The organism is Sphingopyxis sp. MG (assembly GCF_002953155.1).
Taxonomy (GTDB): Bacteria; Pseudomonadota; Alphaproteobacteria; order Sphingomonadales; family Sphingomonadaceae; genus Sphingopyxis; species Sphingopyxis granuli.
On sequence record NZ_CP026381.1, the window covers coordinates 3550983 to 3574310 of the forward strand.

The window sequence follows — 23328 nt, forward strand, 5'->3', positions numbered from 1 at the left end:
TCGTAGCAGGCCGATAGCGGCCCCAGCTTTCGCCGGGGCGCCGTATATTACCCCGCCATCAGCGCCGCATTGCCGCCTGCGGCGGTGATGTCGGTCGAGATCGACTTTTCCTCCGCGAAACGGTGCAGATAGTGCGGGCCGCCGGCTTTCGGACCGGTGCCCGACAGACCGCGGCCGCCGAAGGGCTGCGAGCCGACGATCGCGCCGATCTGGTTGCGGTTGACATAGACGTTGCCGACCTGCGCGCGCGCCGCGACATGCGCCGCGACCGCGTCGATGCGGGTGTGGATGCCGAGCGTCAGGCCGTAGCCCGAGGCGTTGATCGCATCGATCAGCGCGTCGAGTTCGCCGCCCTTCCACGTCGCGACATGCAGCACGGGGCCGAAAATCTCGCGCTTGAGGTCGGTGACATGGTCGAGCCGGATCATCACCGGCGGCACGAAGGTTCCGCCATCGGGCAGCACCGTCCGCGCGGCTTCGGCGATCACGCGGCCGGCGCTGCGCGCCTCGGCGACATAGGCGGCGATATTCGTCTGCGCCTCAGCATCGATGATCGGGCCGACGTCGGTCGAGAGGATCGCCGGGTCGCCGACGTTCAGTTCGGCCATCGCGCCCGCGACGATCGCGATCATCGTTTCCGCCACATCCTCCTGCACGCACAGCAGGCGCAGCGCCGAGCAGCGCTGCCCTGCCGACTGGAAGGCCGACGCCACCGCGTCGCGCGCCACCTGTTCGGGCAGCGCGGTCGAATCGACGATCATCGCGTTGGCGCCGCCGGTCTCGGCAATCAGCGTCGCGATCGGGCCGTCGCGCCCGGCAAGGCCGCGGTTGATCATCCGCGCGACCTCGGTCGACCCGGTGAAGGCGACGCCGATCAGGTCCGGGTGCCCGGTCAGCGCCGTGCCGACCGTTTCGCCGCGTCCGGGCAGATAATGGAGCACGTCGCCCGGCACGCCGGCTTCGAGCAGCAGCGCCACCGCGGCATGCGCGATCAGGGGGGTCTGTTCGGCGGGCTTGGCGAGCACCGCATTGCCCGCGGCGAGCGCCGCCGACACCTGGCCGAGGAAGATGGCGAGCGGGAAGTTCCACGGGCTGATGCAGGCAAAGACGCCCTTGCCTTCGAGCATCAGTTCGTTGCGCTCGCCCGTCGGGCCGGGAAGCGCGACGGGATGGGCGAAATCGGCGCGCGCCTGCGCCGCGTAATAGCGCAGGAAATCGGTCGCCTCGCGTACCTCGGCGATCGCGTCGGCGAGCGTCTTGCCCGCCTCGTCCATCGCAAGGCCGAGGAAGAAGGCGTCGCGCTCCTCCAACAGGTCGGCGGCGCGTTCGAGCCGTTCGGCGCGGAAGGCGCCGCCGGCGAGGCTCCAGTCGCGTTGCGCAGCGCGCGCCGTCGCGACCGCTGCGTCGACCGCCGCGGCATCGGCCTCGATCACCTGGCCGACGGTCGCGCCGGTCGCGGGATTGCGCACCGGCTCGGGCCGGCCATCCCGCACCGCGCCGCCAACAATCGGCGCGGCGACCACGTCGCCACGCCGCGCCCCGGCGATCGCGGCCATCAGCGCCTCGGGCACCCCCGGATCGCCGAGGTCGTAGCCGCGCGAATTGCGCCGCGCCGGGTCGAACAGGTGCAGCCCGGTGGGGATGGTCGTCGGGACGCTCGCGATGCTGCGCGGGTCGACCGCAAGGTCTTCCGCGGTCACCTCAGGATCGGAGAACTGGTGCACGAAGCTGGAGTTGGCGCCGTTTTCGAGCAGGCGGCGGACGAGATAGGCGAGCAGGTCGCGGTGCGTGCCCACCGGCGCATAGACGCGCACCGGGCGCGGCGGCGGCGACAGCGCGAGGATCGCGTCGTGGGCGCCCTCGCCCATGCCGTGCAGGCGCTGCAATTCATAATCGGCGCCGTCGAACAGTTCGGCGACGAAGGCCAGCGTCATCGCATTGTGGCTGGCGAAGGCGGGGAACAGGCAGTCCTGGCATTCGCGCAGGATCTGCGCGCAGACCATATAGTTGAGATCGGTGTGATTCTTCGCGGTGAACACCGGGAAATCATCGAGGCCCAGCGTCTGCGCGCGCTTGATCTCGGTATCCCAATAGGCCCCCTTGACGAGCCGCATCGACAGCTTGACGCCGCGCGCCCGCGCCTTGGCGGCGACCCAGCGGATCACTTCGGGCGCGCGCGGCTGATAGGCCTGGATGACGATGCCGAGCCCGGCCCAGTCGTCGGCCAGCCCCGCGTCGATCAGCGCGGCATAAACGTCCATATGCGGTTCGAGCCGGTCGCTTTCCTCGGCGTCGATCATCAGCGGGATGTTGACCGCGCGCGCGGCGCGCGCGAGTTCGACGACATTGGGGACCAGCTCGTCGCGGACGCGATCGCCCTGCAGATATTCGTAGCGCGGGTGGAGCGCCGACAGCTTGATCGATATGCCGTGGTTGGCGAAGGGATCGCCCGGTCGGGCGTCGCGGCCGATGCGCGCGATCGCCGCGGCATAGCTGTCGTAATAGCGTCGCGCATCCTCCGCGGTGCGCGCCGCCTCGCCCAGCATGTCGAAGCTCGCGAGCTCCGTCTTCGCCTTGTCGGCGCGCTTGACCGCGGCATCGATCGTCTGGCCCATCACGAACTGCTGGCCGAGCAGTTTCATCGCCGCGAGTGCCGCCTGCCGGATCACCGGCTCGCCCGAGCGCCTGACCATCGCCTTGAGCAGGGTCAGCGGGTTCGCCTTGCTGCCGAGCGCGTCGAGCATCAGCGTCGCAGAACCGAGCGACAGGCCGCGCGCCGACAGCGCGACGATCAGCGGGCTGTCCTCGTCCTCGCCCTCGTTCCAGCGGCGTCCGGCGATCTTGTCGCGAATCAGCGCATTGGCGGTCGCGCTGTCGGGAACGCGCAGCAGCGCCTCGGCGAGGCACATCAGCACGACGCCTTCCTCGGTCGAAAGACGGTAGCGATTCATCAGCTGCGCGACGAGCGTCTCGCGCTCGCCCTCGGCCTTCGCCTTGCGAATCAGCGCGAGACCACGCCGCGTCGTCGCCTCGACAGTCGCGGGCGAATCCGCCAGCGCACGCCGCAGATCGGTGACGATTTCGGTTTCGGGACGGCGAGCGAGGGCGCGAAGAGCCGCGCGGTCGGGGGCGATGGTCATGGCCCGTCATAACAGAAAGCCATTGGTCGATCTGCCCTGATATGAAGCAATTATTTTACGGTTTGACCAAAATATGGACAGAAGTTAGGCAAAATGGATGAAGAAAGACGGCATCATAGTGGAATTGGATGAGTTCGACCGCAAGATCATCGCGATCCTGGGGCGCGACGGACGCATCACCTATACCGAGCTCGCGCAGCGCGTCGGCCTGTCGAAGACGCCCTGTCAGCAGCGGGTCAAGCGCCTGGTCGACAGCGGGCTGATCATCGGTTTCCGGGCGATCGTCGATCCCGCCAAGGTCGGCCTCGACCATGTCGCCTTCGCGGAGGTCAAGCTTTCCGACACGCGCGAGGAGGCGTTGCGCGAATTCAACGCGGCGGTACGCCGGATTCCCGAGGTCGAGGAATGCCACATGATCGCGAGCGGCTTCGACTATCTGCTCAAGGTCCGCACGCCCGACATCCGCCGCTATCGCATCGTGCTGGGCGAGAAGATTTCGAGCCTGCCGCACGTCGCGAGCACATCGACCTTCGTCGCGATGGAGACGATCTGCGAATCGGCGCGCTAGGACGGATCGTCCTGGCTTGCAGAGCCGCGTGCTCCCGCGCAGGCGGGAGCCCAGAGCTTCGAAGAGCCGGGGCCGGCATCACATCGCTCTGGGTCCCCACCTTCGCGGGGACACGGCGTGGTTCATCCAGACATGATGACGCCGCCAGACTCTGTCCTGTCTGGCTTGAAATCGAACCCATCCCCTGAAGGGGAGGGGCTTATCAGGCCGCCTCAACCTGGACAGGACAGATCATAAGATACCGGTTTTGATTCACGCGCTCCGACGCGCATCGGAGGCCGCAGCGAAAGGCGTCAGGGCGCCGCAGGGGTAAGCGGCTTGACCATGCGCAGCAGCGGGATGTCGACGCTTCCGACGCGGTCGAGCACCGCCTCCTTCGGCCGATAGCCGCAGGCACGATAGAGCGGCTCGCCCGCCATCGTCGCCATCAGCTCCGCCGCGCGGAAACCCGCCGCGGCCGCCGCCGTCTCCGCCGCCGCCAGGATATGGCGTCCGACCCCGCGCCGCGTAAAATCGGGGTGGGTATACATGGCGCGTACCCGCGCCGCCTCGTGCGCCGGGTCGAGCAGGCGCGGTTCGCGCAGCCCCGCGCTTGCGTCGTTGCCATAGAGGGTGGCGCGCCGGCTCCAGCCCCCGCACCCGGCGACGCATCCGTCGATCTCGACCAGGAAATAGGTGCCGTCCTCGACGAGCTGTCGATCGAGCCCCATGATCGCATGGCTCGCGGCGACCTGCGCGGGATCGAGAAAACCCTGCTGCAACTCGTCGATCGCGCGGGTCATCACCCCGCGCATCGCGGCAAGATCGTCGAAGGTCGCAAGGCGGCAGGACAGGTCGGACATGGCAGCCATCGGGAGGAAGAGGAAACCGCCCTGCGCCTTCGGACCGCGACCCGCAAGCCCCGTTTTCCCATCTCCTGTCAGCCTTTGTCATCATTGCGACGAACATCGTCACCGGACAGGACCCCCGCCCGAATCCTAGATCGTGCCGGACCCAACGACCGGACGGATTCACCCTATGCCGAACAGATTCCTGACCCTTGCCGCGCCGATCGGGCTGGCGCTGCTCGCGCCGCTGGCCGCGCAGCCGGCGCTCGCGGCCCAAGCGCCCCCAACCGCCGCCCCCGCCAACCCGGCCGCCGGCGTCTATGCCGAACTTGCCGCCGAAGCCGACCGGCGTGCCGGCGATCCCGATTTCGACTATCGGCTCGGCATCGCCGCGCTCGACGCGGGCCATTATGGCGAGGCGGTGATCGCGCTGCAGCGCGTCCTCGCGGTGCAGCCCGGCAATGCGCCGGCGCGCGCCGAACTGGCGCGCGCCTATGCGATGGCGGGCGACATCGACACCGCGCGGCAGGAATTCGCGACCGTGGTCGACGATCCCAGCCTGCCCGATCCGGTGCGCCAGCGCTTCACCGGCTTCGTTCGCCAGTTCGACCGGCAGATCGGGGGCGGCGGGTCCGACGTGTCGGGGTTCCTCGACGTCCGCGCCGGCTATGACGACAATATCAACGCCGCGACCGACCTGACCACCATCGTCATCCCGTTGTTCAGCTTCCTCGGCCCCGGCACGCTCGGGCCGGGCGCGGTGGCGCGCGGCGACGAATATTACGAGATACAGGGCGGCGTATCGGGCGTCACCGCGATCGGGCGGCAGGACCGGCTGTTCGCCAGCGCGCTCGGCAACTGGCGCGACAATGTCGACAGCCGCGCCTTCGACCAGGCGGCGCTGACCGGCACCGCGGGCTATGCCCACAGCTTCGCCAACCGCGACGTCGTCTCGCTGTCGGGGCAGGTGCAGAAATTCTGGCTCGGCCACGACGGCTACCGCACCTCTTACGGCGTCATCGGCCAATATACGAAACCGCTCGCCGGCGGCCGCGCGCTGACCCTGTCGGCGCAGTGGAACCGGTTCGATTACGACGGCGCGCCGCTGCGCGACGCCGACCGCTATGCCGTCGGCGTCGGCTATGTGACGCGCACGCTCGCCGCGGGCGTGTCGGGCGGCAAGGAAGAGACGCGCCGGCAGGTGGGCGACGCCGAATCGAACTGGTTCGCCGGCGCGAACATCGGCGGTGAATTTCCCGTCGCGGCCAAGGTGGCGCTGGTCGCCGGCGCCGCCTTCGACCTGCGCCGCTACGACCAGCCCGACGCGCTGTTCCTGACCCGCCGCAAGGACGAGCGGGTCGATTTGACCGCCGGGGTCAAGGTCGCGCTGACCGACGCCCTCTTCTTCCAGCCGCGCGCCACCTGGTCGCGCAACTGGAGCAACATCGCCCTTTACGATTACGAGCGCTGGACCGTGTCGGCCGGCCTCCGCCTCGAATTCTGATCCGCGGGAGAATATCGCCATGACCCCTAATCCGAAGCTTCGCCTCGGCGCCGCGCTGATGGTCACCGCCTCCAGCCTGTCGCTCGCCACCCCCGCGTTCGCCGCGCACATCCTCTTCTCGTCGAAAGGCGAGACGCAGCCGCAGATCGGCGAGCGGGTCAACCAGATCGCGGGGCTGAAGCAGGTCCGGCTGGACAATGGCGCCGTCGTGTCGGTGCTCGACACCGCCGACTATCGCATCAATGCCGACGGGTCGGTCGACCTCTATGCCGGCAGCGTGACGGTCGCCGGGGGCGACGCCACGACGATCGTGCGGATGCCCGACGGGGTCGAGGGCCGCGTGACCGGGCGCGGATCGGCGGCGAGCTTCAGCGTCGCCGCCGACGGCGCCGCGCGCGGCCATGTGCTGACCGGACAGGCCTTCATCGGCCGCGCCGACGCGCTGCGCCGTTTCGGCACCGGCGAGATGTTCGCCGTCGCGCCGGGCAGGAAGCCCGAGCTAGTCGTGTCAAACGGGGCGCAGACCACCCCCGACGCGAGCGATGATGCGGCGCAGGTCGCCGACATGGCGGCGGACGGCCCGGCGGCGGCGGCGCAGAACGGCGTGCCGGTGACGCTGGGCGACGCGCTCGCCGCAGCGGGCGCGTCGAGCGACATATTGGCGGCGGCACGACGCGTCGACGCCGCGGTCGCCAACCCCGCGATCGAACGCTTTCCGAGCGGCGACCTCGCGCGGCTGGTCGCCGCCGCGGGCGGGCTGGAGCGCGCCTATGGCGGCACGCCCTTCCCCGCCGCGCAGGCCGACATCATCCGCACCTATCTGGGCTGGCTCGCCTCGGGGCGCGGCGGTGCCGACTTCCTCACCGCCTATGCCGGCTTCCTCGGCCAGTATCTCGACCTGATCCGCTCAGGCGCGGCGCCGTCGCGCTTCGAACGCGCGAGCCTTGCCGACATCAACGCCTTCCTCGCCTATGCGGCGCGCAGCGGACGGCTCGCCGAACTCGCCGCACGCGACCGGACGCTGGTCGACGCCTATCTCGCCTTCCTGCGCGGCGGCGGCGATCCCGACCGCTTCGGGCAAGGCTTCACCGAACTGACGCAGGCCTATTTCGCCTTCATCCGCGGCGGCGGCGTGCCGGCCGATTTCACGCAGGCGAGCGCCGCGACGCTCGATGCCTATATCCGCTTCCTGTCCGACAGCGGGCTGGCCGAGGCGCTGAGCGCGGCCGACCGCGCGCTGCTCGCCGCCTATCTCGACAAGGGCGGCCTCGCCTTCGCAGGCCAGTATCGCAACGCGCTCGACGCCTATTTCGCATGGCTGGCAAGCGGCCGCCTGCCGAGCGGCTATGCCGCGCTCGACGCGGCGACGCTGCGCGCCTATCTCGAGACGCTGTCGAGCGCCGGGCTGCTGACGACGCTGGCGGGCGACAAGGCGCAATTCTATGCCGCCTATCTCGCCTTCCTCCAGGGCGGCGGCGCGCCCGACGCCTTTGCCGGCCTGCCCGCCAATGTCTTCGCGGGCTATGCCAGCCAGCTCGACGCCTATTTCGCCTTTCTTGCCGCGGGCAACCTGCCCTCGGCCTACAGCGGCGCCGATCTCGCGCAGCTCCAGGCCTGGCTCGCGCAGCTCCAGGCGGCGGGCGCGCTCGACCGCTTCCTCGGCGAGCGGGCCGATTTCTTCGCCGCCTATCTGGCGTTCCTTCAGGGAGGCGGCCAGGCCGATGCCTTCGCGGGGCTCAACGCAAACGTCTTTACGGGCTATGCTCAGGCGCTCGCGGCCTATTACGACTATCTGGCGCGCGGCGGTGTGCCGTCGGGCTATACTGCGCTGACGCAGGCGCAAATCCGCGCCTATCTGGCCGCGCTCGACAGCGCGGGGGCGAGCGGGGCCTTCCTCGACAGCCTCGCCGATTTCTATGCCGGCTATTTCGCCTTCGTCGCCGGCGGCGGCGATCCCGACCTGTTCGCCGGACTGCCGGTGCCGCCCGATTATCCCGCCTTCGCCGCCGCGCTCAACGGCTATGCGGCCTTCCTCGCGGGCGGTGGACTGCCCGCCGATTATGACGCGCAGAGCCTCGCGACGCTGCGCGCCTATCTCTCGGCGATCGCCGCGGCGGGGCAGACGGGCGACCTGCTCGGCGCCAATGCCGGGCTGCTCGACGCCTATTTCGCCTATCTGGCCGGCGGCGGCGCGCCCAACGGCTTCGCCGGGCTGCCCGTCTATGCCGACTATGTCGCGGCGCTGAACGCCTATTACGCCTATCTCGCCGGCGGCGGCCTGCCGACGGGCTATGCGGCGCTGACGCAGGCGCAGATCAACGCCTATCTCGCGGCGCTCGACGCGGCGGGTGGCTTCGCCTCGCACGCGAGCCTCAACGCCTTCTTCGCGCAATATTACGCCTTCGTGCGCGCCGGCGGCGATCCGCTGAAATATGCCGCCCTGCCCGTCTATTCGGACTATCTCGCCGCCGTGCAGGCCTGGTACGCCTTCGTTCTCGGCGGTGGGCGGCCGTCCGACTATGCGGCGCTGACCCCCGAACAGATCGAAACCTATCTGGCGCTGCTCGGCGACGCGGGGGTGCTTCAGGCGCAGCTTTCCGACACGGCGCTCGTCTTCCTGACCGACTATCTCGCCTGGCTGGGCACCGGCGCCGACCCCGACCAGTTCGCCGGCCTGCCGGTCAACACGCCCCCGGACCCGCAATATAATAGCGTCCCCCAGCCGCCGCGGCTTGCCTATGCGGGCGGCTTCAATCCGGCGACGGCGGCGGTCAATTTCGTCACCACGCTGAACGTCGGCAACGGGCAGACGGTGCCCGGCAGCGAAGCCGGCTTCACGACCACCGCCTATGCGCTGGACGGCGACGGCGGCCTGACCAGCTACACGCGGGCGGGCGGCGTCACACGCACCAGGGGGACGACGACGGTCACCGACATATCGGGCAACGCCGACATCGTGATCGGCCGCTGGAGCGACGGCGTCAGCACGGGCGCGAATCCCTTCACGCTCAGCGCAGCCCAAGGCTTCCACTATCTGCTCGCGCGGCCGGTCGATGCGGGCTTCGCGCTGCCTGCGCAGGGCGTCATCGCCTATGACCTGCTCGCCGCGACGCGGCCGACGATGGTCGACGGCTCGCTGCCGGCGGGCGGCTTCGCCGGCGACATGGCGATCGTCCTCGGCGCCGCGCCCAAGGTCGCCTTCGACGCCACGGTGACGATGCCCGGCCTCGTCGGTCAGCCCGACCGGACGTTCCGCTATGCGACCGCCGGCGGCGTGACCGACCCGACCCAGTCCCAGACCGCGCTGACCCTGGCGAGCGGCGGCAATTTCCGCATCCTCGTCCCCGGCGTCGCCGGGGCCGATTGCCAGACGACCAATTGCCAGTTCGACGCCAGCGGCGTCTTTGCCGGCAACGCGAACCAGCTCGGCCTGACCTATGCCGCCCATAATGATCTGGGCAGCGCCAAGGCGGCGATCGGCGCGGCGATCTTCGGCAACGGCACGCTTTCGGGCGGTCCGCCGCCCGAGCCGACCTTCGTGACCGCCAACCTTCTGAGTTCGGAGGCACGGCTCAGCTCGACCTACGACGCCTATACCATCCACCCGATCAACCTGTCGGTCACCTCCAGCCCCAATGCGAACCAGGGGTACGAGATCGACGCGAGCGGCGCGATCGTCGGCGTGCGCACGATCGGCACCTATGGCGGGTACGACCGGATCGGCACCGCGACGCACGCCGACAGCGGGGCGAGCGACAGCGGCGTCCTGCAATGGACGCGCTGGACCGGCGGCCTGCTCGACATGCGGCGCAACGCCGGCACCGGCGGTCGCGGGCCCGTCACGCTGTCCGACAACCAGGGCTATCACTTCATCGTCGGAGCCCCGGCCACCAACCTGCCCGCTTCGGGGCGCGTCGACTATCAGCTCGTCGGCGGCACACGGCCGACGCAGGGCTATGGCGCGGCTGCGCCGGGCACGCTGGTCAGCGGCGCCGCGGCGGTGCAGTTCGGCACGCAGGCCAAGGTCGGGATCGACCTGGTGTTCGACTATAACAGCGATCGCTTCACGGCCCGGACCGCCGGGGGGCTCGCCAATCTGTCGGCGAGCGAGCTTTCGCTCTCCAACGGGGCCTTCTATGCCATTGGCGCGAACGGCAATGTGACGAGCACGGGCGGCACCTGCACCACCAGCTGCCGGGCGATCTGGAGCGGCTTCCTCGCGGGCCCCGCGGGCAAGGAAATGGGCCTCGAATATGTCGTCCAGCTGGGAACCTCGACCAACGAGGTGATCGGCGTCGCGGCCTTCGAGGCACAGCCCGCCCCGACCTTCTCGACCGGCGAATATACCAACCAATATGTGCTCAACGTGACCTACGCCCGGACCAACGACTCCGCCTATAATTCAAAGGTCACCTATGACGCGAACGGGATGGTCACCCAATGGACGCGCAGCAACGGATCGCCGGTCGGCGTCCTGCCGGAGCATCGCGGGCCGGCAGAGGAAAGCGGCAGCGTCAACGGCGTGATCGGCTGGGCACGCTGGCTCGACGTCAATAATATCGGGGCCGGCAACCCCAAGCTGCCCAATTCGGGCAATCCAATCCTGACGGGCACGCTGGCATCGGCGCTGCCGACCAGCGGCGGGGTCGAATATCAACTGATCGGCCAGACGCGGCCGGTCGACCGCGCGGGTAATCTGGAACCCGGCACCTTCACCGGCAACCTTGCGGTCGATTTCGCGACGAAAAAGGTCGGTTTCGATTTCGCCGTCGCCATCGATCAATATGGATGGGAAGTCCGAACCGCTGGCGGCGCGGCCAACCCGGCCAACGGCGGCCAGAACCTGTTGGGACTCGACCGGACCGCGTTCGAAGGCGCCCCGATGATCAGCGGAACGACCGCCGCGAGCTGCACGGTCAGCTGTTCGAGCGATGTGCGCGGCGCCCTGTTCGGACCGGGGGCATCGCATGTCGGCCTCGGCTATGCGATCAAGGACGGAAGCCTGGCGGTCAGCGGCGTCGCGACCTTCGCCGCGCAACCCCCCGCGCCCCCGGTGCCCTGAGATCGCCGGTCCCTAACGGCGATTGTCATCTCTCTGACAGCCTTGGTGTGTGGGCCGCGCCGGCCGTGCCCGGCATGATCGGCGCGACCCACAAGCCAAGGGAGGGAATTTCCATGAAGACGAAGGTTACGCTGATCACCGCCGCCGCGCTGCTCGCCGGCACCGCCCCATCGGCGATGGCCGCCGAGCAGGAAGCGGTCGCGCTCAACAAATGCGCGCAAAGCTATGGCTCCATCGCCGTGGTCGAAGGCGACACGCAGGGCTGGTCCGACTACGGCCTCGGATCCCCGCGCGAGCTGATCAATTCGCTCGCGATCGAATCGGGCTGCTTCACCCCGCACAGCCCGGCGAGCGGCACCCCCGCCGATTTCCTGATGAACGTCGTTGCGGGCGATTCGGAAGAGGTCGACAAGTCGGTCGAGATGGCGAAGTCGGCGGCGGTCGAGGGTCTCGTCCGATCGGGCGCCGCGACCAGCATCATCTCCAAGGTGCCGGTGGGCGGTGCCCTGTTCGGCGCCTTCGGCGGCCTCGGCGGCAAGAAGAAGCGCGTCGCGGCGGGCATCAAGCTGCTCAGCCCCGCGACCGGCCAGGCGATCGTCGCGGGCACCGGCGAAGTGCGCAAGACGTCGATCAGCTTCGGCGGCGCCAACGCCTGGTCCGCCGCGGCGAACGCGAGCGGCTACGCCGGCAGCAAGGACGGCAAGATGTTGGTCGAGGCCTTCGTCAAGGCGTTCAACGCCGTCTCGGCACAGGGTTCGGCAATCGCCGCGATCCCGAAGGCCCGGCCGGCGCAGGCCGCCGCGGCGTCAGCGGGAACACAGGTCGCGATCGACACGGTGATGCGCGCGGCCCCCGCCGCCGACGCCGCCACGGTGCGCGCGCTGCGCGCCGGGACCGACCTTGTCCCCACCGGCCAGCGCAACGGCCTCTTCATCGAGGTCAAGGACAGCTATGGCACCCAGGGCTGGGTGTCGGTCGAGGACCTTGGCTGAGCGCCCCGCTTGCCCCGGCCCCCTGGCTATGCCAGAAGGGCCGGGGTCGCTTATCCTGGGGGAAGATGGCGCCAACAGCATGGAAACGCTGAAGATCCTGTATGTCGAGGATGACCAGCGCGCGGCCGGCGAGATTCAGGAACTCGCGGCGGCGCGCGGCGATACGCTCGTCTGGGAGAATAGCGGCACCGGCGGGCTGCTGCGCGCCGGGATGGAAAAGTTCGACGTCATCATCCTCGACCGCATGCTTGGCGATCTCGACGGGCTGACCATCCTCCGGCGCCTGCGCGAAAGCGGCGTCGGCACCCCGGTGCTGATGCTGTCGGCGCTCGGCCGCACCAGCGACCGCGCCGAAGGGCTTGACGCCGGCGCCGACGATTATCTCGCCAAGCCGTTCGAGGCCGAGGAGCTGATGGCGCGGCTGCGCGCGCTCTATCGCCGTGCGTCGGGGCGCGAACATAGCGCGGTGATCCTCTACGGCGCCTTCGAATGCCATGTGAAGGCGCGCACCGCCTTTCGCCAGAACCGCCACCTCGCGCTCAGCCCGCGCGAGTTCGAGCTGTTCCGCTATTTCATGGAGAATGCGGGCGAGGTGGTGACGCGCGAGATGCTGCTGCGCGACGTGTGGAACATGTCGTTCGACCCGCAGACCAACGTCGTCGACGTCAATGTCGGCCGGTTGCGCCGCAAGCTGGAGGACGGCTTCGGCGCCCCCGCGCTCGAAACCATCTGGGGCTCGGGCTACCGCCTGCTCGACGGGCGCTGAGGGTGGCGGCGCGCCGCTCGATCTTTTCGCGGATCGTCCTCGCCGCGATCCTGCTGTCGATGGTGCTGCTCGCCGCGCTGTGGGCGCTCACCGACCAGACCATCCGCGCGACGGTCGCCGAATCGGCGCACAAGGCGGTCGACGTTGATCTCGCGGGGCTTGCCGACATCCATGCGACGAGCGGCCGGGCCGAACTCGAACGCCGGATTCGCGACCGGCTCGCGATCACGCCGTCGGACGGCGGCGCGCCGCACTATATGCTCGCCGACGCGCGGGGGCGATGGATCGCGGGCGATATCCGCACCTGGCCGCGGCTCGACCCGGCGATCTCGGAAAGCGGGTCGATCCGCCTCGGCGAAGGCACGCGCGCCCATGCCCGCGCGACGCGGCTCGGCCCCGACCTGCAACTGATCGTCGCGCGCGAGACGCGCGGCGGCGCGCCGCTGCGCTGGCGCGTCGCGCTGGTCTTCCTCGCCGGCGGCGCGCTGTTCGTGCTGCTCGTCGGCACCCTCGGCAAGATCGCGGCGGGGCGGCTGCACTGGCGGATCGAGCGCATCAACGACGCCTTCCGCGATCCCGACGAAGAGCGGCTGATCGCGATGACCGCCGACGCGGAAAGCGACGAGATCGACGAGCTGGCCGGGCACAGCGCCGCGGCGCTGGCGCGGCAGAAGCGGCTGATCGAGGCCTATCGCGAAACCACCGACCAGATCGCGCACGAGATCCGCACCCCGCTGATGCATCTCGACGGGCGGCTGACCAAGGCGCTCGCCGCGGGGCCGGGCGAGACGGTCGCGGCACGGCTGATCGAGGCGCGCGTCGACATCAAGCGGCTCGTCGCGATGCTCGAATCACTGCTCGACATCGCCGCGAGCAAGGCGCGGCAGGGCGACCGGCACGGGCTGAAGCCCGTCGACCTCAGCGAGATGGTAACGCGCATCTGCGAGCTTTACGCCGACAGCGCCGAGGAATCGGGGCATGATTTCACCTGGGTCGTCGAACCCGGCGTGACGATGGACGGCGAGGAGACGCAGCTCGGCCAGCTCGTCACCAACCTGCTCGACAACGCCTTCAAATACGTCCCCGCAGGCGGCAGCGTGCGGCTCGGGCTCGCGCCCGGGCCGGTGCTGACGGTCGAGGACGACGGCCCGGGCGTCCCCGAGGCCGAGCGCGAGAAAATCTTCCGGCGCTTCCACCGCGTCGCGGGCACCCGGCACGATATACCGGGAAGCGGCCTCGGCCTCGCGCTTGCGCGCGCGATCGCCGAGCGCCACGATCTGACCATCCGCCTGATGCCATCCGACCGGGGCGCCAGGTTCGTCGTGAAAGAGGGAGCGGCATGAACGGACGCCAATGGGGACGGACATGGGGCATCGGCCTTGCGGGGGCAGCGCTGTCCGGATGCGCCGCGCACGGCTCGGAGCCGCCGGCGGCGCGCACCGCCGCGGCCGCCGAATCGCGGGCCAGCCAGCTCGCCGCCGACCTCGCCGCCGCCGATACGGCGTTCGAGGCGCAGGACAGGCCGGCGCTCGTCGCGGCGCTGACGCGCATCACGCGGCGCAGCGCCCGCCCGCTCGACCCCGGGGCGCCCGATCCGGTGCCGCTGTGGCGCGCGGCGGTGCCGGGCGACGTCCCGCCGCTGCGCGGCCGCGCGCTCGGTCCCGGCTATGTTCGCGGCACGCTGGCGCCCGGGGCGGCGACGCAGCTCGAACAGCTCTTCCTGTCGGGGCAGGCGGCGACGGTCGCCGCCAATTCGCGGCCGCGGGACGACCTGCGGCTGCGGCTTTACGACGCCGCAGGCAAGCTGGTCTGCGAACGCGCGCCGGCGTCGGCGCGCGACTGCCGCTTCACGCCGGTCTTCACGCAGCGCTATCGGATCGAACTCAACAACGCGGGCGCCGCAGCCGCGCGCTATTATCTGGTGGTCGATTGAGGCCGTCACGGGGACCAAAAGGGGGGACGCAATGACCAGGGGAATGGGCAAGAGGCCCGCGCGCGCGGCGCTGTTGGCGGTGGGCCTGGCATGGAGCGCCGCCGCGCCGGCCGCCCCCGCCGCCGCGCTCGACCGCCCGCCCGACCGCACAAGGCTCGACGCGCTGATCGCGCGTTTCGAGGCCGCCGATTCGGAAGCCGACCCCGCCGCCTATCGCGCCGCCGCGGCCGACGCGCTCGCCGAGGCGCGCCGGCTCTATCCCCCGGACCATCCCGAAATCGCCGCGCGCTCGCTCTACGTCGCGATGGGACGCGCGGCGGCCGGGGAGATGGACCAGGCGCTTGCCGAGGCGGACCGGATCATCCCGATCCTCGCCGCCGCCCCCGCCTATCGCGCGGACTGGCGCAACGCGCTGAACCTGCGGGCCTATATCCTCAATTTCAAGGGCGATCACGCCGCGTCGCTGGCGATCAACGAACGGCTGGTCGCGGACTATGCCGCCAATCCCGCGGGCGTCGCGCCGCGCGACCATGCCACCACCCTGTCCAATCTCGCCGCCTCCTATCTGGAGCATGGGCGGCTCGACGATGCGCTGGAGCGCAATGCCGAAGCGATCGCGGTCGGTCTGACGCTGGATCCGGTGCCGGGCGACGTCGCGATCTGGAACGCCAACCGCGTCGTCTACCTCTATTCGTCGGGACGCACCGAGGAAGCGATCGCGACCGCGCAGGAGGCGATCGGACGCCTCGGCAACGCGATCGGGGCCGATCACCCGATGATGGCCAACCTCTATGCCAATCTGGGCGCGATCCTGTTCCGGCTGAACCGGCCGCACGATGCGATGCCGATGATCCGCCGCGCCTATGAGCTGATCGAGAAAGCGGGCGGCGGCCCCAACCAGAACAGCGCGGCGATGCGCGTGCAGTTCGCGCAGGCGCTGATCCGCGCCGGCCAATATGACGACGCCATCGCCTTTCTCGACGCCGCGACGCCGATCATCGATGCGCAGCTCGGCGCGGAGAGCGACCGCGCGCTCGCCGCGCGCGACACGCGGCTGATCGCGCTGATCGCCACCGGCCATGGCGCCGAGGCTGAGGCGCTGGCGCGCGGCCTAATCGCCGTCCGCGACGCGCGCCTGCCAGAGGGGCACCGCGACCGCGCCAACGCCCGCGACAATCTGGCGAAGGCGGCCTTCGCGAACGGCGACTGGGCCGCGGCGGCGGGCGCCGCGCGCGAAGCGGTGGCGCTGCGCACCGGGATGCTGCCGCCCGATCATCCCGACCTGCTGCTCGGCCGCGCGCTGCTGCTGCGCGCCGAGGATCGCGGCGATGCCCGGCCGGCCACCGATCTGGTCGCCGACGCGCGCGCGCTGTTCGATGCGCTAACCGGCAATGCCCATCTCGCGCGCGGCTCGGCGCAGGCGGAGCGGCAGCGCCCGGCCTATGGCTGGCTGGCGGAGATTTTCGCACGGCGCGGCGCGGTCGAGGATGCGTTCGAGGCGCAGCAATGGGCGGCGCGCAGCAGCCTCGACGATGCGCTCGCCGTCGCCGCCAGCGAACGCGCCGCCGCCGCCGATCCGGCGCTGGCCGCCATCGCGGGGAAGCGCCGCCAGCTCCTCGCCGCGCGCCAGGGACTGGAAGCGAAGCTCGACGCCAATCTGATGCGCCCGGATGCCGCCTTCGACCTCGCGGGCCTGACCCGCGAGCTGGACGGTAACCGGCAGGCGATCGCCGCGCTCGACGCCACGCTGACGCTCGATCAGCGGGCGGCGCTCCTCTTCATGCCGTCGCGGCTGGCGGATCTCGAAGCGGCGGGTTCGCGCGCGGCCGCAACCGTCATGATCACCGACCTTGGCGGACCCTGGCTCGTCACCGCGGCCGGCGGCGGCAAGGCGCAGCAATATCTGATCGCCGCCGACGCACCGGTCGACGCGCTCGTCGGCCGGTTGCGTGCCTCGATCGACGCGGGCGAGAAGGACGCCTTCGACCGCGCTGCCGCCGCCGAACTTCATGCCCGCCTCTTTCCCGGCGCGACGGCGAAATGGCTCGCCGCGACGCGCAGGCTGGCCGTGATCGCCAACGGATCGCTCGGCGCCCTGCCGTTCGGGCTGCTCGTTCCCGACGCCGGGAAGCCCGGCTATCTGGCCGACCGGACGACGGTCAGCCGGATGGTGCGCGCGCCGCGCGCGGGCGACGCCGGGCCCGATGCCGGGCCGGCGGGTGCGGTGCTGATCGGCCTCGGCGGGGTCGAGAGCGGGCGCGCCGGGACGCTGATGGCGATGCGGTCGGCAGGGACGGCGCGCGCGATCGACGAGCTGCCCGCACTGCCCGGCGCGCCGCGCGAACTGGCGGCGCTGGCCGCGGCGCTGGGCGACGACGGCGCGCGGCTGCTGATCGGCGACGACGCGACCGAGGCGCAGCTTCGGGCGATGCCGGTACCGCAGGGCGCGGTGCTCGCCTTCGCCACCCACGGCCTGCTGTCGGGCGAGCTCGACGGGCTCGACGAACCCGCGCTGCTGCTGACCCCGGCGGGCGGCGACGACGGCCTGCTCAAGCCCAGCGAGATCGGCGGGATGACTCTGCCGGCCCGGCTCGTCATCCTGTCGGCATGCAACACCGCGGGGGCGGCGGGAACCGACCGCCCGCAGCTGTCGGGCTTGGTCGAGGGCTTCTTTCTCGCCGGGGCCGAGCGGGTGATGGCCAGTCACTGGCCGGTCCGCGACGATATCGCGCGGCGGTTGTCGGTCGGCATGGTCAAGGGGATGCGCGCGGGCGAGGATCCCCCCGCCGCGCTGCGCGCCGCCATCGCGGCGGTCCGCACCGGCCGCGACGGCGAACCCCGCGCCGATCACCCCGCGCTCTGGGCCCCCTTCGAGCTCTTCTCGCGCTGAACGGGTGCGGGCCGCAGCCGCATTCTGTGGATTGACCGGCGCCCGCTTTGGCGGCAAAGGCGACGCATCGCGAAGGCAACCGTGAAACGCACTGTGAAACAGCAAGCGAGCTAACGGTTAAGCCTTTGAAACGCGGGTGTAGCTCAATGGTAGAGCAGAAGCTTCCCAAGCTTACGACGAGGGTTCGATTCCCTTCACCCGCTCCATCTTGACGACTGCGCGCGGGCGCTGATGGTTGAAAAAACCCAGAAAACTGACTATTTTTGGGCATTCTCTGGCTCCCGGTGATTGCCGATGGTCGCGCGCTTCGGCGACCGCGACGCCGCGACGTTCGGCGCCTTCGTCGCGGCGGCCTTCGGCCTGCTCGCCGTCGCGATGCTGCGCCGCCTGCCGCGCGTTACGCGGTCGGCGGGCGAGACGGGCGATCAGATGCCGCCGTCGGTCACCGCATAGCCCGCCGCCTCGATCGCCACGGTGAGCGCCGCGACGCAAGCGGCGACGGCCGCGCCGTCGGTCGAGCGGATGACGAAATTGGCGCCGGTGCGTCCCTCGCGGAAAAAGGGATAGCTGCCGATCGCGACGCCGGCATGATCGCGCTCGGCCGCGCGCAGGACGTCGGCGATCTCACTTTCGGGCGCCCAGGCGCCGATCGTGTGTGCGACCAGCGGCGCGCCGCCCTCGAGCGTACCGGTCAGCGCATCGAGCATCCCCGCGGTGATGTGCGGAACCCCCGCCATCAGGAACAGGTTGCCCAGTCTGATGCCCGGCGCGCCCGACATGCGGTTGGGGATCAGTTCGGCGCCGTCCGGAACGCGCGCCATGCGCAGCCGCGCCTCGGTCAGCCCGCCGCGCGTGGTGTAATAGCGGTCGAGGATCGCGCGCGCCTCAGGATGGATCACCACCGCGACCTTCAGCGCCTTCGCCACCGCATCGACGGTGATGTCGTCGTGCGTCGGCCCGATGCCGCCGGTGGTGAAGACATAGTCGTAGCGCGCGCGCAACGCGTTCAGCGCGTCGCCGATCTCCGCCTCGTCATCGGGGACAATGCGCACTTCGCGCAGGCGGATCCCCTGCACGTCGAGCCAGGTCGCGATCTGCGCGACATTCTTGTCCTGCGTGCGGCCGGAGAGGATTTCGTCGCCGATCACCAGCACAGCGGCGGTCCAGATGCGTTCGTCGCTCATCCCCTTGCCTTAACCTGCTGCCATGACAAAACAAGGGTGCCGGATATGCCATGAAAGGAAGGTGCGCGATGGCCGCCGAACTGATCTTCTACACCAACCCCATGTCGCGCGGGCAGATCGTCCGATGGATGCTCGAAGAGGTCGGCGCGCCCCATGAAACGCGGCTGCTCGACTATGGGACGACGATGAAGGGCGCCGATTATCTGGCGATCAATCCGATGGGCAAGGTTCCGGCGATCGTCCATGCCGGCAGGACCGTCACCGAATGCGCGGCGATCTGTGCCTATCTGGCCGACGCCTTCCCGGACGCGGGCCTCGCGCCCGCGCCGGTCGATCGCGCCGATTATTACCGCTGGCTCTTCTTCGCCGCCGGGCCGCTCGAACAGGCGATCACCGCAAAGCAGTTCGGGTTCGAACCCGAGGCCGATCAGCAACGGATGGCGGGTTTCGGCTCGCTCGCATCCGTGCTCGAAGCGCTGGAAGGCGCGGTCGCGGGCAAGGCCTTCGTCGCCGGCGACCGCTTCAGCGCCGCCGATGTCTATGTCGGCAGCCAGATCGACTGGGGCCTGCAATTCGGCACCATCCCATCGCGCCCGGCGTTCGAAGCCTATATCGCGCCTCTGCGCGAGCGCACGGGCTACAAGCGCGCGAAGGAGATCGACAATGCGCTGATCGCGGACATGCAGGCGGCGGGGCCGGCCTGAGCGCCACGCCCGACCCGAAAGAAAAAGCCCGGCGGATCGCTCCGCCGGGCTTTCTCCTTTTGCCTCGTGCGTCCGCTTATTCGCGGTTGCCCAGCAGGTTGAGCAGGAAGGTGAACATGTTCACGAAGTCGAGGTAGAGCGTCAGCGCGCCCATCACCACCGACTTGCCGACGAAATCGGTCCCGCGGACATAGAAGTACATGCTCTTGATCTTCTGCGTGTCATAGGCGGTCAGGCCCGCGAAGAGCAGGACGCCGATGATGCTGATCGCCAGGCTCAGCGCGCTCGACTGGACGAACAGGTTGATCAGCATCGCCACCAGGATGCCGACCACGCCCATGATCAGGAAGGTGCCGAAGCCCGACAGATCCTTCTTGGTCGTATAGCCGTAGAGGCTGAGGCCCAGGAAGGCCGCGGCCGTCGCAAAGAAGGTCGTCGCGATCGACGTCTGGGTAAAGGCCAGAAAGATCGTCGACATCGACAGGCCCATGATCGCGGCATAAGCCCAGAACAGCGCCTGCGCCGCGCCGGTCGACAGCTTGTTGATGCCGAAGCTCAGCACCATCACGAACGCCAGCGGCGCCAGCATCACCACCCACATCAGCGGGCTGCCGACCAGCGACAGCGTGAAGCCCGTCGAATAGGCTAGCATTGCGACGATACCGGTCAGCAGGACGCCCGATCCCATATAGTTGTAGACCGACAGCATGTACGACCGCAGGCCGGCATCGACGGCCTGATCCATCCCGCGCGCGGTGCCAGGAAAGCCGGACGCCGCCATATTGGGGTCGTTCCAATTAGCCATTGTTGTTACTCCATATCTGGCCAGGGCATACCGGCCATGGGGGCAATATCGGCATTTCGCGCCGCCGTTTCAAGCGAAACCGGACAAGACGCCATCGGACATTCCCCGCCGCGCCCGCTGCCGCGCGACGAGCGGGATGGCATCGGCCGCCGCCCGGCCTATGCTGGCGCCATGTCCACGCATCGCCTGTTCGTCGCCCTGCGCCCACCGCGCCCGATTCGCGCGATGCTGCTCGCGGCGATGCACGGCGTTTCGGCGGCGCGCTGGCAGGACGACGACCAGTTGCATCTCACCCTGCGCTTCATCGGCGAGGTCGACCACCATCGCGCCGAGGACATCGCCGCGGCGCTCGGCGGCCTGCACGCCTCCGCCGTGACCGCACGCATCGCCGGGGTCGGACTGTTCGAACGGCAGGGACGAGCGCACACGCTATGGGTCGGCGTCGAGCCGCATGCGCCGCTCGCCGCGCTGCATCGCAAGGTCGACCAGCGCCTCGCGCGCGTCGGTCTCGCCCCCGAACCGCGCGCCTTCGTGCCGCACATCACCATCGCGCGCCTGAACCGTGCGGCGGGGCCGGTCGCGGCCTTCCTCGCGCAACACGGCGATCTGGCGAGCCCCGCCTTCGCCTTCGACCATGTCGTCCTCTACGAAAGCGAACTCGGCCATGACGGCTCGCGCTATCATCCGGTCGCGCGCTATTCGCTCGAACCATAGGTCGCGACCAGCGCGGCGGCCACTGCGCTGACATCGTCCCAGGTCGCGGCAAAACCATCCTCCGCGCCATAATAGGGATCGGCGACGCTTTGCCCCGCGCGCCCCGGGACAAGATCGAGCATCAACGCCAGCCGCGCCCTCGCGTCGATCGGCATCAGTGCGCGCGCATCGCGCAGATTGGCCGTATCGGCGGCGAGGATCAGGTCGAAGCGCCGGAAATCCAGGCGCCCGAGCTGGCGGGCGCGCAGGTCGCCGATGTCGATCCCGCGGCGGCGTGCCTCTGCCTGCGCGCGCGGATCGGGGGCGCGGCCGACATGCCAGTCGCCGGTGCCCGCCGAATCGAGCGCCGCCTCGATCCGCGCCGCGGCAAAGGCCGCGCGCGCCGCCCCTTCCGCCAGTGGAGAGCGGCAGATGTTGCCGAGGCAAAGAAAAAGGATTGCGGGCCGGTCGATCATGGTCTGTGTTGGCTCCTGGAAAGAAAATAAAGTTGAACCGGTTTTCAACTTTGCGCGCCCCCATGGCTCTGCTAGCGAAGGCGACAAAGCGATAACGGGTCAGGGAGAGGCTTGCCAGATGGTCGAAACCGCGCGCGACACAGAATCGACCGCTGGCGTAGCGCCGCTTCCTCCTTCACGCTCCTATGCCTGGTATGCGCTCGGCATCCTCTTTCTCGTCTATGTGCTCAATTTCATCGACCGGCAGATCATCACGATCCTCGCGCCCGACCTGAAGCGCGACCTCGGGCTCGATGACGCCGATATCGGCTTTCTCTACGGCACCGCCTTCGCGGTCTTCTATGCGCTGTTCGGAATCCCGCTCGGCCGGCTCGCCGACGCCTGGCACCGCGTCCGGCTGCTCACCGCCGGCCTCGCCATCTGGTCGGCGATGACGGCAGTATCGGGGCTCGCGGCGAACAAGTTCCAGCTTGCCGGGGCGCGCATGGGGGTCGGCATCGGCGAGGCGACCGCCAGCCCCTCGGCCTATTCGCTGATCTCCGACCTGTTCCCGAAGAATATGCGCGCGACCGCGCTCGCCATCTATTCGGCCGGGCTCTATTTCGGCGGCGGCATTTCGCTGATGATCGGCGGCTTCATCGTCGAAGGCTGGAACGAAGCCTATCCGCAGGGCGGCCCCTTCGGGCTCGTCGGCTGGCAGGCGGCGTTCATGGCGGTCGGCATCCCCGGTCTGCTGCTCGCCGCGTGGGTCGCGACGCTGCGCGAACCGGTGCGCGGGCTGGTCGACGGCGTGCCGACCCAGCCTTCGCCGACGCCGTTCAAGGGCTTTTTCGAAGAATTATACGCGGTGATCCCGCCCTTCACCATCCTATCGGCGATGGCGCGCGGCGGGCGGGCGCTGGCGATCAACCTCGGCGCGGCGGCGCTGCTCGCGCTCGGCGCGCTGGCGATGATCCGGCTGACCGGCGCGACGCTGCAATGGATCTGCATCGCCTTCGGCTATTACGCGGTCTTTTCCTGGGCCAGTTCGCTGCGCAGCCGCGACGCCCCGACCTTTCGCCTGATCTGGGAATCGAAGGCGTTCCTCGCCACCATCCTCGGCTATGGCACCGTCGCCTTCATCTCCTATGCGTCGAGCGCCTTCGCGCCGGTCTATGCGCTCGAGGCGCTCGGCGAGGATGCCGGTACGGTCGGTTTCTGGGTCGGCGGCTCGGGCGCGCTCGCCGGCTTCCTGGGGGTCATCCTCGGCGGACGCATGTCGGACCGCTTGCGGTTGCGCAACGAAGCGGGCCGCATCCTCGTGGTCGCCTTCGGCCTGATCGCGCCGATCGTCCCGATCGTGATCGCCTTCACGACGCCGTCGACGCCCGGCAACGGCGATTTCATCCGCTTCACCGTCTTCGCCTCGCTGGGCGGCCTGCTCGCCAGCAGCGCGCTCGGCGCCGCAGCCGCGACGACGCAGGACCTCGTCCTGCCGCGGATGCGCGGCACCGCAACCGCGACCTTCTTCCTCGCAACGACGCTCGTCGGCCTCGCGCTCGGCCCCTATATGGCCGGACAGGTGTCGGCGATGACCGGCAGCCTGTCGACCGGGGTGCTGTCGACGCTGGTCATCGTGCCTTTCGGCCTCGTCGCGCTCGTCATCGCCTATCGGCGCGTTCCCGACGCCGCCGCCCACGTCATCGAGCGCGCGCGCTCGGCGGGCGAACCGGTTTAGAGAATGATCATCCTCGAATAGGATAGCGCCGTGTCCCCGCGCAGACGGGGACCCAGAGCGTTCTGAC

17 protein-coding genes and 1 tRNA gene are annotated in these 23328 nt (G+C 69.7%); 13 read left to right on the top strand and 5 right to left on the bottom strand.

Translation table 11 applies throughout. The annotated features are described in order from the left end of the window. Positions 1–47 precede the first annotated feature (47 nt). Positions 48–3140, bottom strand: a complete 3093-nt coding sequence (gene putA, locus C3E99_RS16290) for a bifunctional proline dehydrogenase/L-glutamate gamma-semialdehyde dehydrogenase PutA (RefSeq protein ID WP_076077315.1) — start codon at positions 3138–3140, stop codon at positions 48–50. Between the two features lie 97 nt (positions 3141–3237). Between putA and C3E99_RS16295 the strand changes: the two genes are divergently transcribed. Next, the gene (locus tag C3E99_RS16295; RefSeq protein WP_067112580.1) at positions 3238–3708 is read left to right on the top strand and encodes an Lrp/AsnC family transcriptional regulator; all 471 of its coding nucleotides are present in this window, start codon (positions 3238–3240) and stop codon (positions 3706–3708) included. Positions 3709–4001: 293 nt separating this feature from the next. Here C3E99_RS16295 and C3E99_RS16300 read toward each other — a convergent pair whose 3' ends face one another. Next, positions 4002–4550 (bottom strand): GNAT family N-acetyltransferase, encoded by a 549-nt coding sequence (locus C3E99_RS16300; protein ID WP_067112583.1) that lies wholly within the window; start codon positions 4548–4550, stop codon positions 4002–4004. 175 nt (positions 4551–4725) lie between these two features. Here C3E99_RS16300 and C3E99_RS16305 point away from each other — a divergent pair, with 175 nt between their 5' ends. The 9 genes from C3E99_RS16305 (at position 4726) to C3E99_RS19900 (ending at position 18135) form a co-directional block, all read left to right on the top strand. Then, positions 4726–6039, top strand: a complete 1314-nt coding sequence (locus tag C3E99_RS16305; protein ID WP_076077318.1) for a tetratricopeptide repeat protein — start codon at positions 4726–4728, stop codon at positions 6037–6039. 19 nt (positions 6040–6058) lie between these two features. After that, entirely contained in the window at positions 6059–11101 is a 5043-nt protein-coding gene (locus C3E99_RS16310; protein WP_104960133.1) for a hypothetical protein, read from the top strand. Positions 11102–11214: 113 nt separating this feature from the next. Then, a complete protein-coding gene (locus tag C3E99_RS16315; protein WP_067186376.1) occupies positions 11215–12093 on the top strand; it encodes a hypothetical protein in 879 nt (292 codons plus the stop codon). A gap of 79 nt (positions 12094–12172) precedes the next feature. Continuing rightward, a complete protein-coding gene (locus C3E99_RS16320) occupies positions 12173–12859 on the top strand; it encodes a response regulator transcription factor (protein ID WP_067112595.1) in 687 nt (228 codons plus the stop codon). 2 nt (positions 12860–12861) lie between these two features. Further along, positions 12862–14202, top strand: a complete 1341-nt coding sequence (locus C3E99_RS16325; protein ID WP_311880232.1) for a sensor histidine kinase — start codon at positions 12862–12864, stop codon at positions 14200–14202. After that, on the top strand, positions 14199–14792 hold the full coding sequence (locus tag C3E99_RS16330) for a hypothetical protein (protein WP_067186377.1): 594 nt from the start codon (positions 14199–14201) through the stop codon (positions 14790–14792). Before C3E99_RS16325 ends, C3E99_RS16330 begins: the two co-directional genes overlap by 4 nt. Positions 14793–14823: 31 nt before the next feature. Continuing rightward, positions 14824–17682: a CHAT domain-containing tetratricopeptide repeat protein gene (locus C3E99_RS16335; RefSeq protein WP_148650934.1), complete on the top strand. Its 2859-nt coding sequence runs from the start codon at positions 14824–14826 to the stop codon at positions 17680–17682. Positions 17683–17814: 132 nt separating this feature from the next. Beyond that, a tRNA-Gly gene (locus C3E99_RS16340) sits at positions 17815–17888 on the top strand. A gap of 88 nt (positions 17889–17976) precedes the next feature. Next, on the top strand, positions 17977–18135 hold the full coding sequence (locus C3E99_RS19900) for a hypothetical protein (protein WP_158682342.1): 159 nt from the start codon (positions 17977–17979) through the stop codon (positions 18133–18135). On the opposite strand, the gene C3E99_RS16345 is transcribed toward C3E99_RS19900, so the two are convergent. Next, positions 18108–18866: a competence/damage-inducible protein A gene (locus C3E99_RS16345; RefSeq protein WP_067186389.1), complete on the bottom strand. Its 759-nt coding sequence runs from the start codon at positions 18864–18866 to the stop codon at positions 18108–18110. The two genes, C3E99_RS19900 and C3E99_RS16345, sit on opposite strands and share 28 nt — an antisense overlap. Positions 18867–18934: 68 nt before the next feature. Between C3E99_RS16345 and C3E99_RS16350 the strand changes: the two genes are divergently transcribed. Next, positions 18935–19570 carry a glutathione S-transferase family protein gene (locus tag C3E99_RS16350; protein ID WP_067186390.1) on the top strand — a complete coding sequence of 212 codons (636 nt, stop codon included), beginning with the start codon at positions 18935–18937 and terminating at the stop codon, positions 19568–19570. Positions 19571–19646: 76 nt separating this feature from the next. On the opposite strand, the gene C3E99_RS16355 is transcribed toward C3E99_RS16350, so the two are convergent. Continuing rightward, a complete protein-coding gene (locus C3E99_RS16355) occupies positions 19647–20375 on the bottom strand; it encodes a Bax inhibitor-1/YccA family protein (RefSeq protein WP_067105949.1) in 729 nt (242 codons plus the stop codon). 171 nt (positions 20376–20546) lie between these two features. Here C3E99_RS16355 and thpR point away from each other — a divergent pair, with 171 nt between their 5' ends. Continuing rightward, a complete protein-coding gene (gene thpR / locus C3E99_RS16360) occupies positions 20547–21089 on the top strand; it encodes an RNA 2',3'-cyclic phosphodiesterase (protein WP_067187202.1) in 543 nt (180 codons plus the stop codon). Here the strand turns inward: thpR and C3E99_RS16365 are convergent. Continuing rightward, positions 21071–21544 carry a low molecular weight protein-tyrosine-phosphatase gene (locus C3E99_RS16365; RefSeq protein ID WP_067186392.1) on the bottom strand — a complete coding sequence of 158 codons (474 nt, stop codon included), beginning with the start codon at positions 21542–21544 and terminating at the stop codon, positions 21071–21073. The genes thpR and C3E99_RS16365 overlap by 19 nt on opposite strands. A 118-nt stretch (positions 21545–21662) precedes the next feature. Between C3E99_RS16365 and C3E99_RS16370 the strand changes: the two genes are divergently transcribed. Next, positions 21663–23261 carry a spinster family MFS transporter gene (locus C3E99_RS16370; protein WP_067186394.1) on the top strand — a complete coding sequence of 533 codons (1599 nt, stop codon included), beginning with the start codon at positions 21663–21665 and terminating at the stop codon, positions 23259–23261. Positions 23262–23328: the final 67 nt, after the last annotated feature.

Coding starts and splice junctions, on each gene's coding strand:
- putA (WP_076077315.1), bottom strand. CDS start 3,140: ATGACCATCGCCCCCGACCGCGCGGCTCTTCGCGCCCTCGCTCGCCGT.
- C3E99_RS16295 (WP_067112580.1), top strand. CDS start 3,238: ATGAAGAAAGACGGCATCATAGTGGAATTGGATGAGTTCGACCGCAAG.
- C3E99_RS16300 (WP_067112583.1), bottom strand. CDS start 4,550: ATGTCCGACCTGTCCTGCCGCCTTGCGACCTTCGACGATCTTGCCGCG.
- C3E99_RS16305 (WP_076077318.1), top strand. CDS start 4,726: ATGCCGAACAGATTCCTGACCCTTGCCGCGCCGATCGGGCTGGCGCTG.
- C3E99_RS16310 (WP_104960133.1), top strand. CDS start 6,059: ATGACCCCTAATCCGAAGCTTCGCCTCGGCGCCGCGCTGATGGTCACC.
- C3E99_RS16315 (WP_067186376.1), top strand. CDS start 11,215: ATGAAGACGAAGGTTACGCTGATCACCGCCGCCGCGCTGCTCGCCGGC.
- C3E99_RS16320 (WP_067112595.1), top strand. CDS start 12,173: ATGGAAACGCTGAAGATCCTGTATGTCGAGGATGACCAGCGCGCGGCC.
- C3E99_RS16330 (WP_067186377.1), top strand. CDS start 14,199: ATGAACGGACGCCAATGGGGACGGACATGGGGCATCGGCCTTGCGGGG.
- C3E99_RS16335 (WP_148650934.1), top strand. CDS start 14,824: ATGACCAGGGGAATGGGCAAGAGGCCCGCGCGCGCGGCGCTGTTGGCG.
- C3E99_RS19900 (WP_158682342.1), top strand. CDS start 17,977: ATGGTCGCGCGCTTCGGCGACCGCGACGCCGCGACGTTCGGCGCCTTC.
- C3E99_RS16345 (WP_067186389.1), bottom strand. CDS start 18,866: ATGAGCGACGAACGCATCTGGACCGCCGCTGTGCTGGTGATCGGCGAC.
- C3E99_RS16350 (WP_067186390.1), top strand. CDS start 18,935: ATGGCCGCCGAACTGATCTTCTACACCAACCCCATGTCGCGCGGGCAG.
- C3E99_RS16355 (WP_067105949.1), bottom strand. CDS start 20,375: ATGGCTAATTGGAACGACCCCAATATGGCGGCGTCCGGCTTTCCTGGC.
- thpR (WP_067187202.1), top strand. CDS start 20,547: ATGTCCACGCATCGCCTGTTCGTCGCCCTGCGCCCACCGCGCCCGATT.
- C3E99_RS16365 (WP_067186392.1), bottom strand. CDS start 21,544: ATGATCGACCGGCCCGCAATCCTTTTTCTTTGCCTCGGCAACATCTGC.
- C3E99_RS16370 (WP_067186394.1), top strand. CDS start 21,663: ATGGTCGAAACCGCGCGCGACACAGAATCGACCGCTGGCGTAGCGCCG.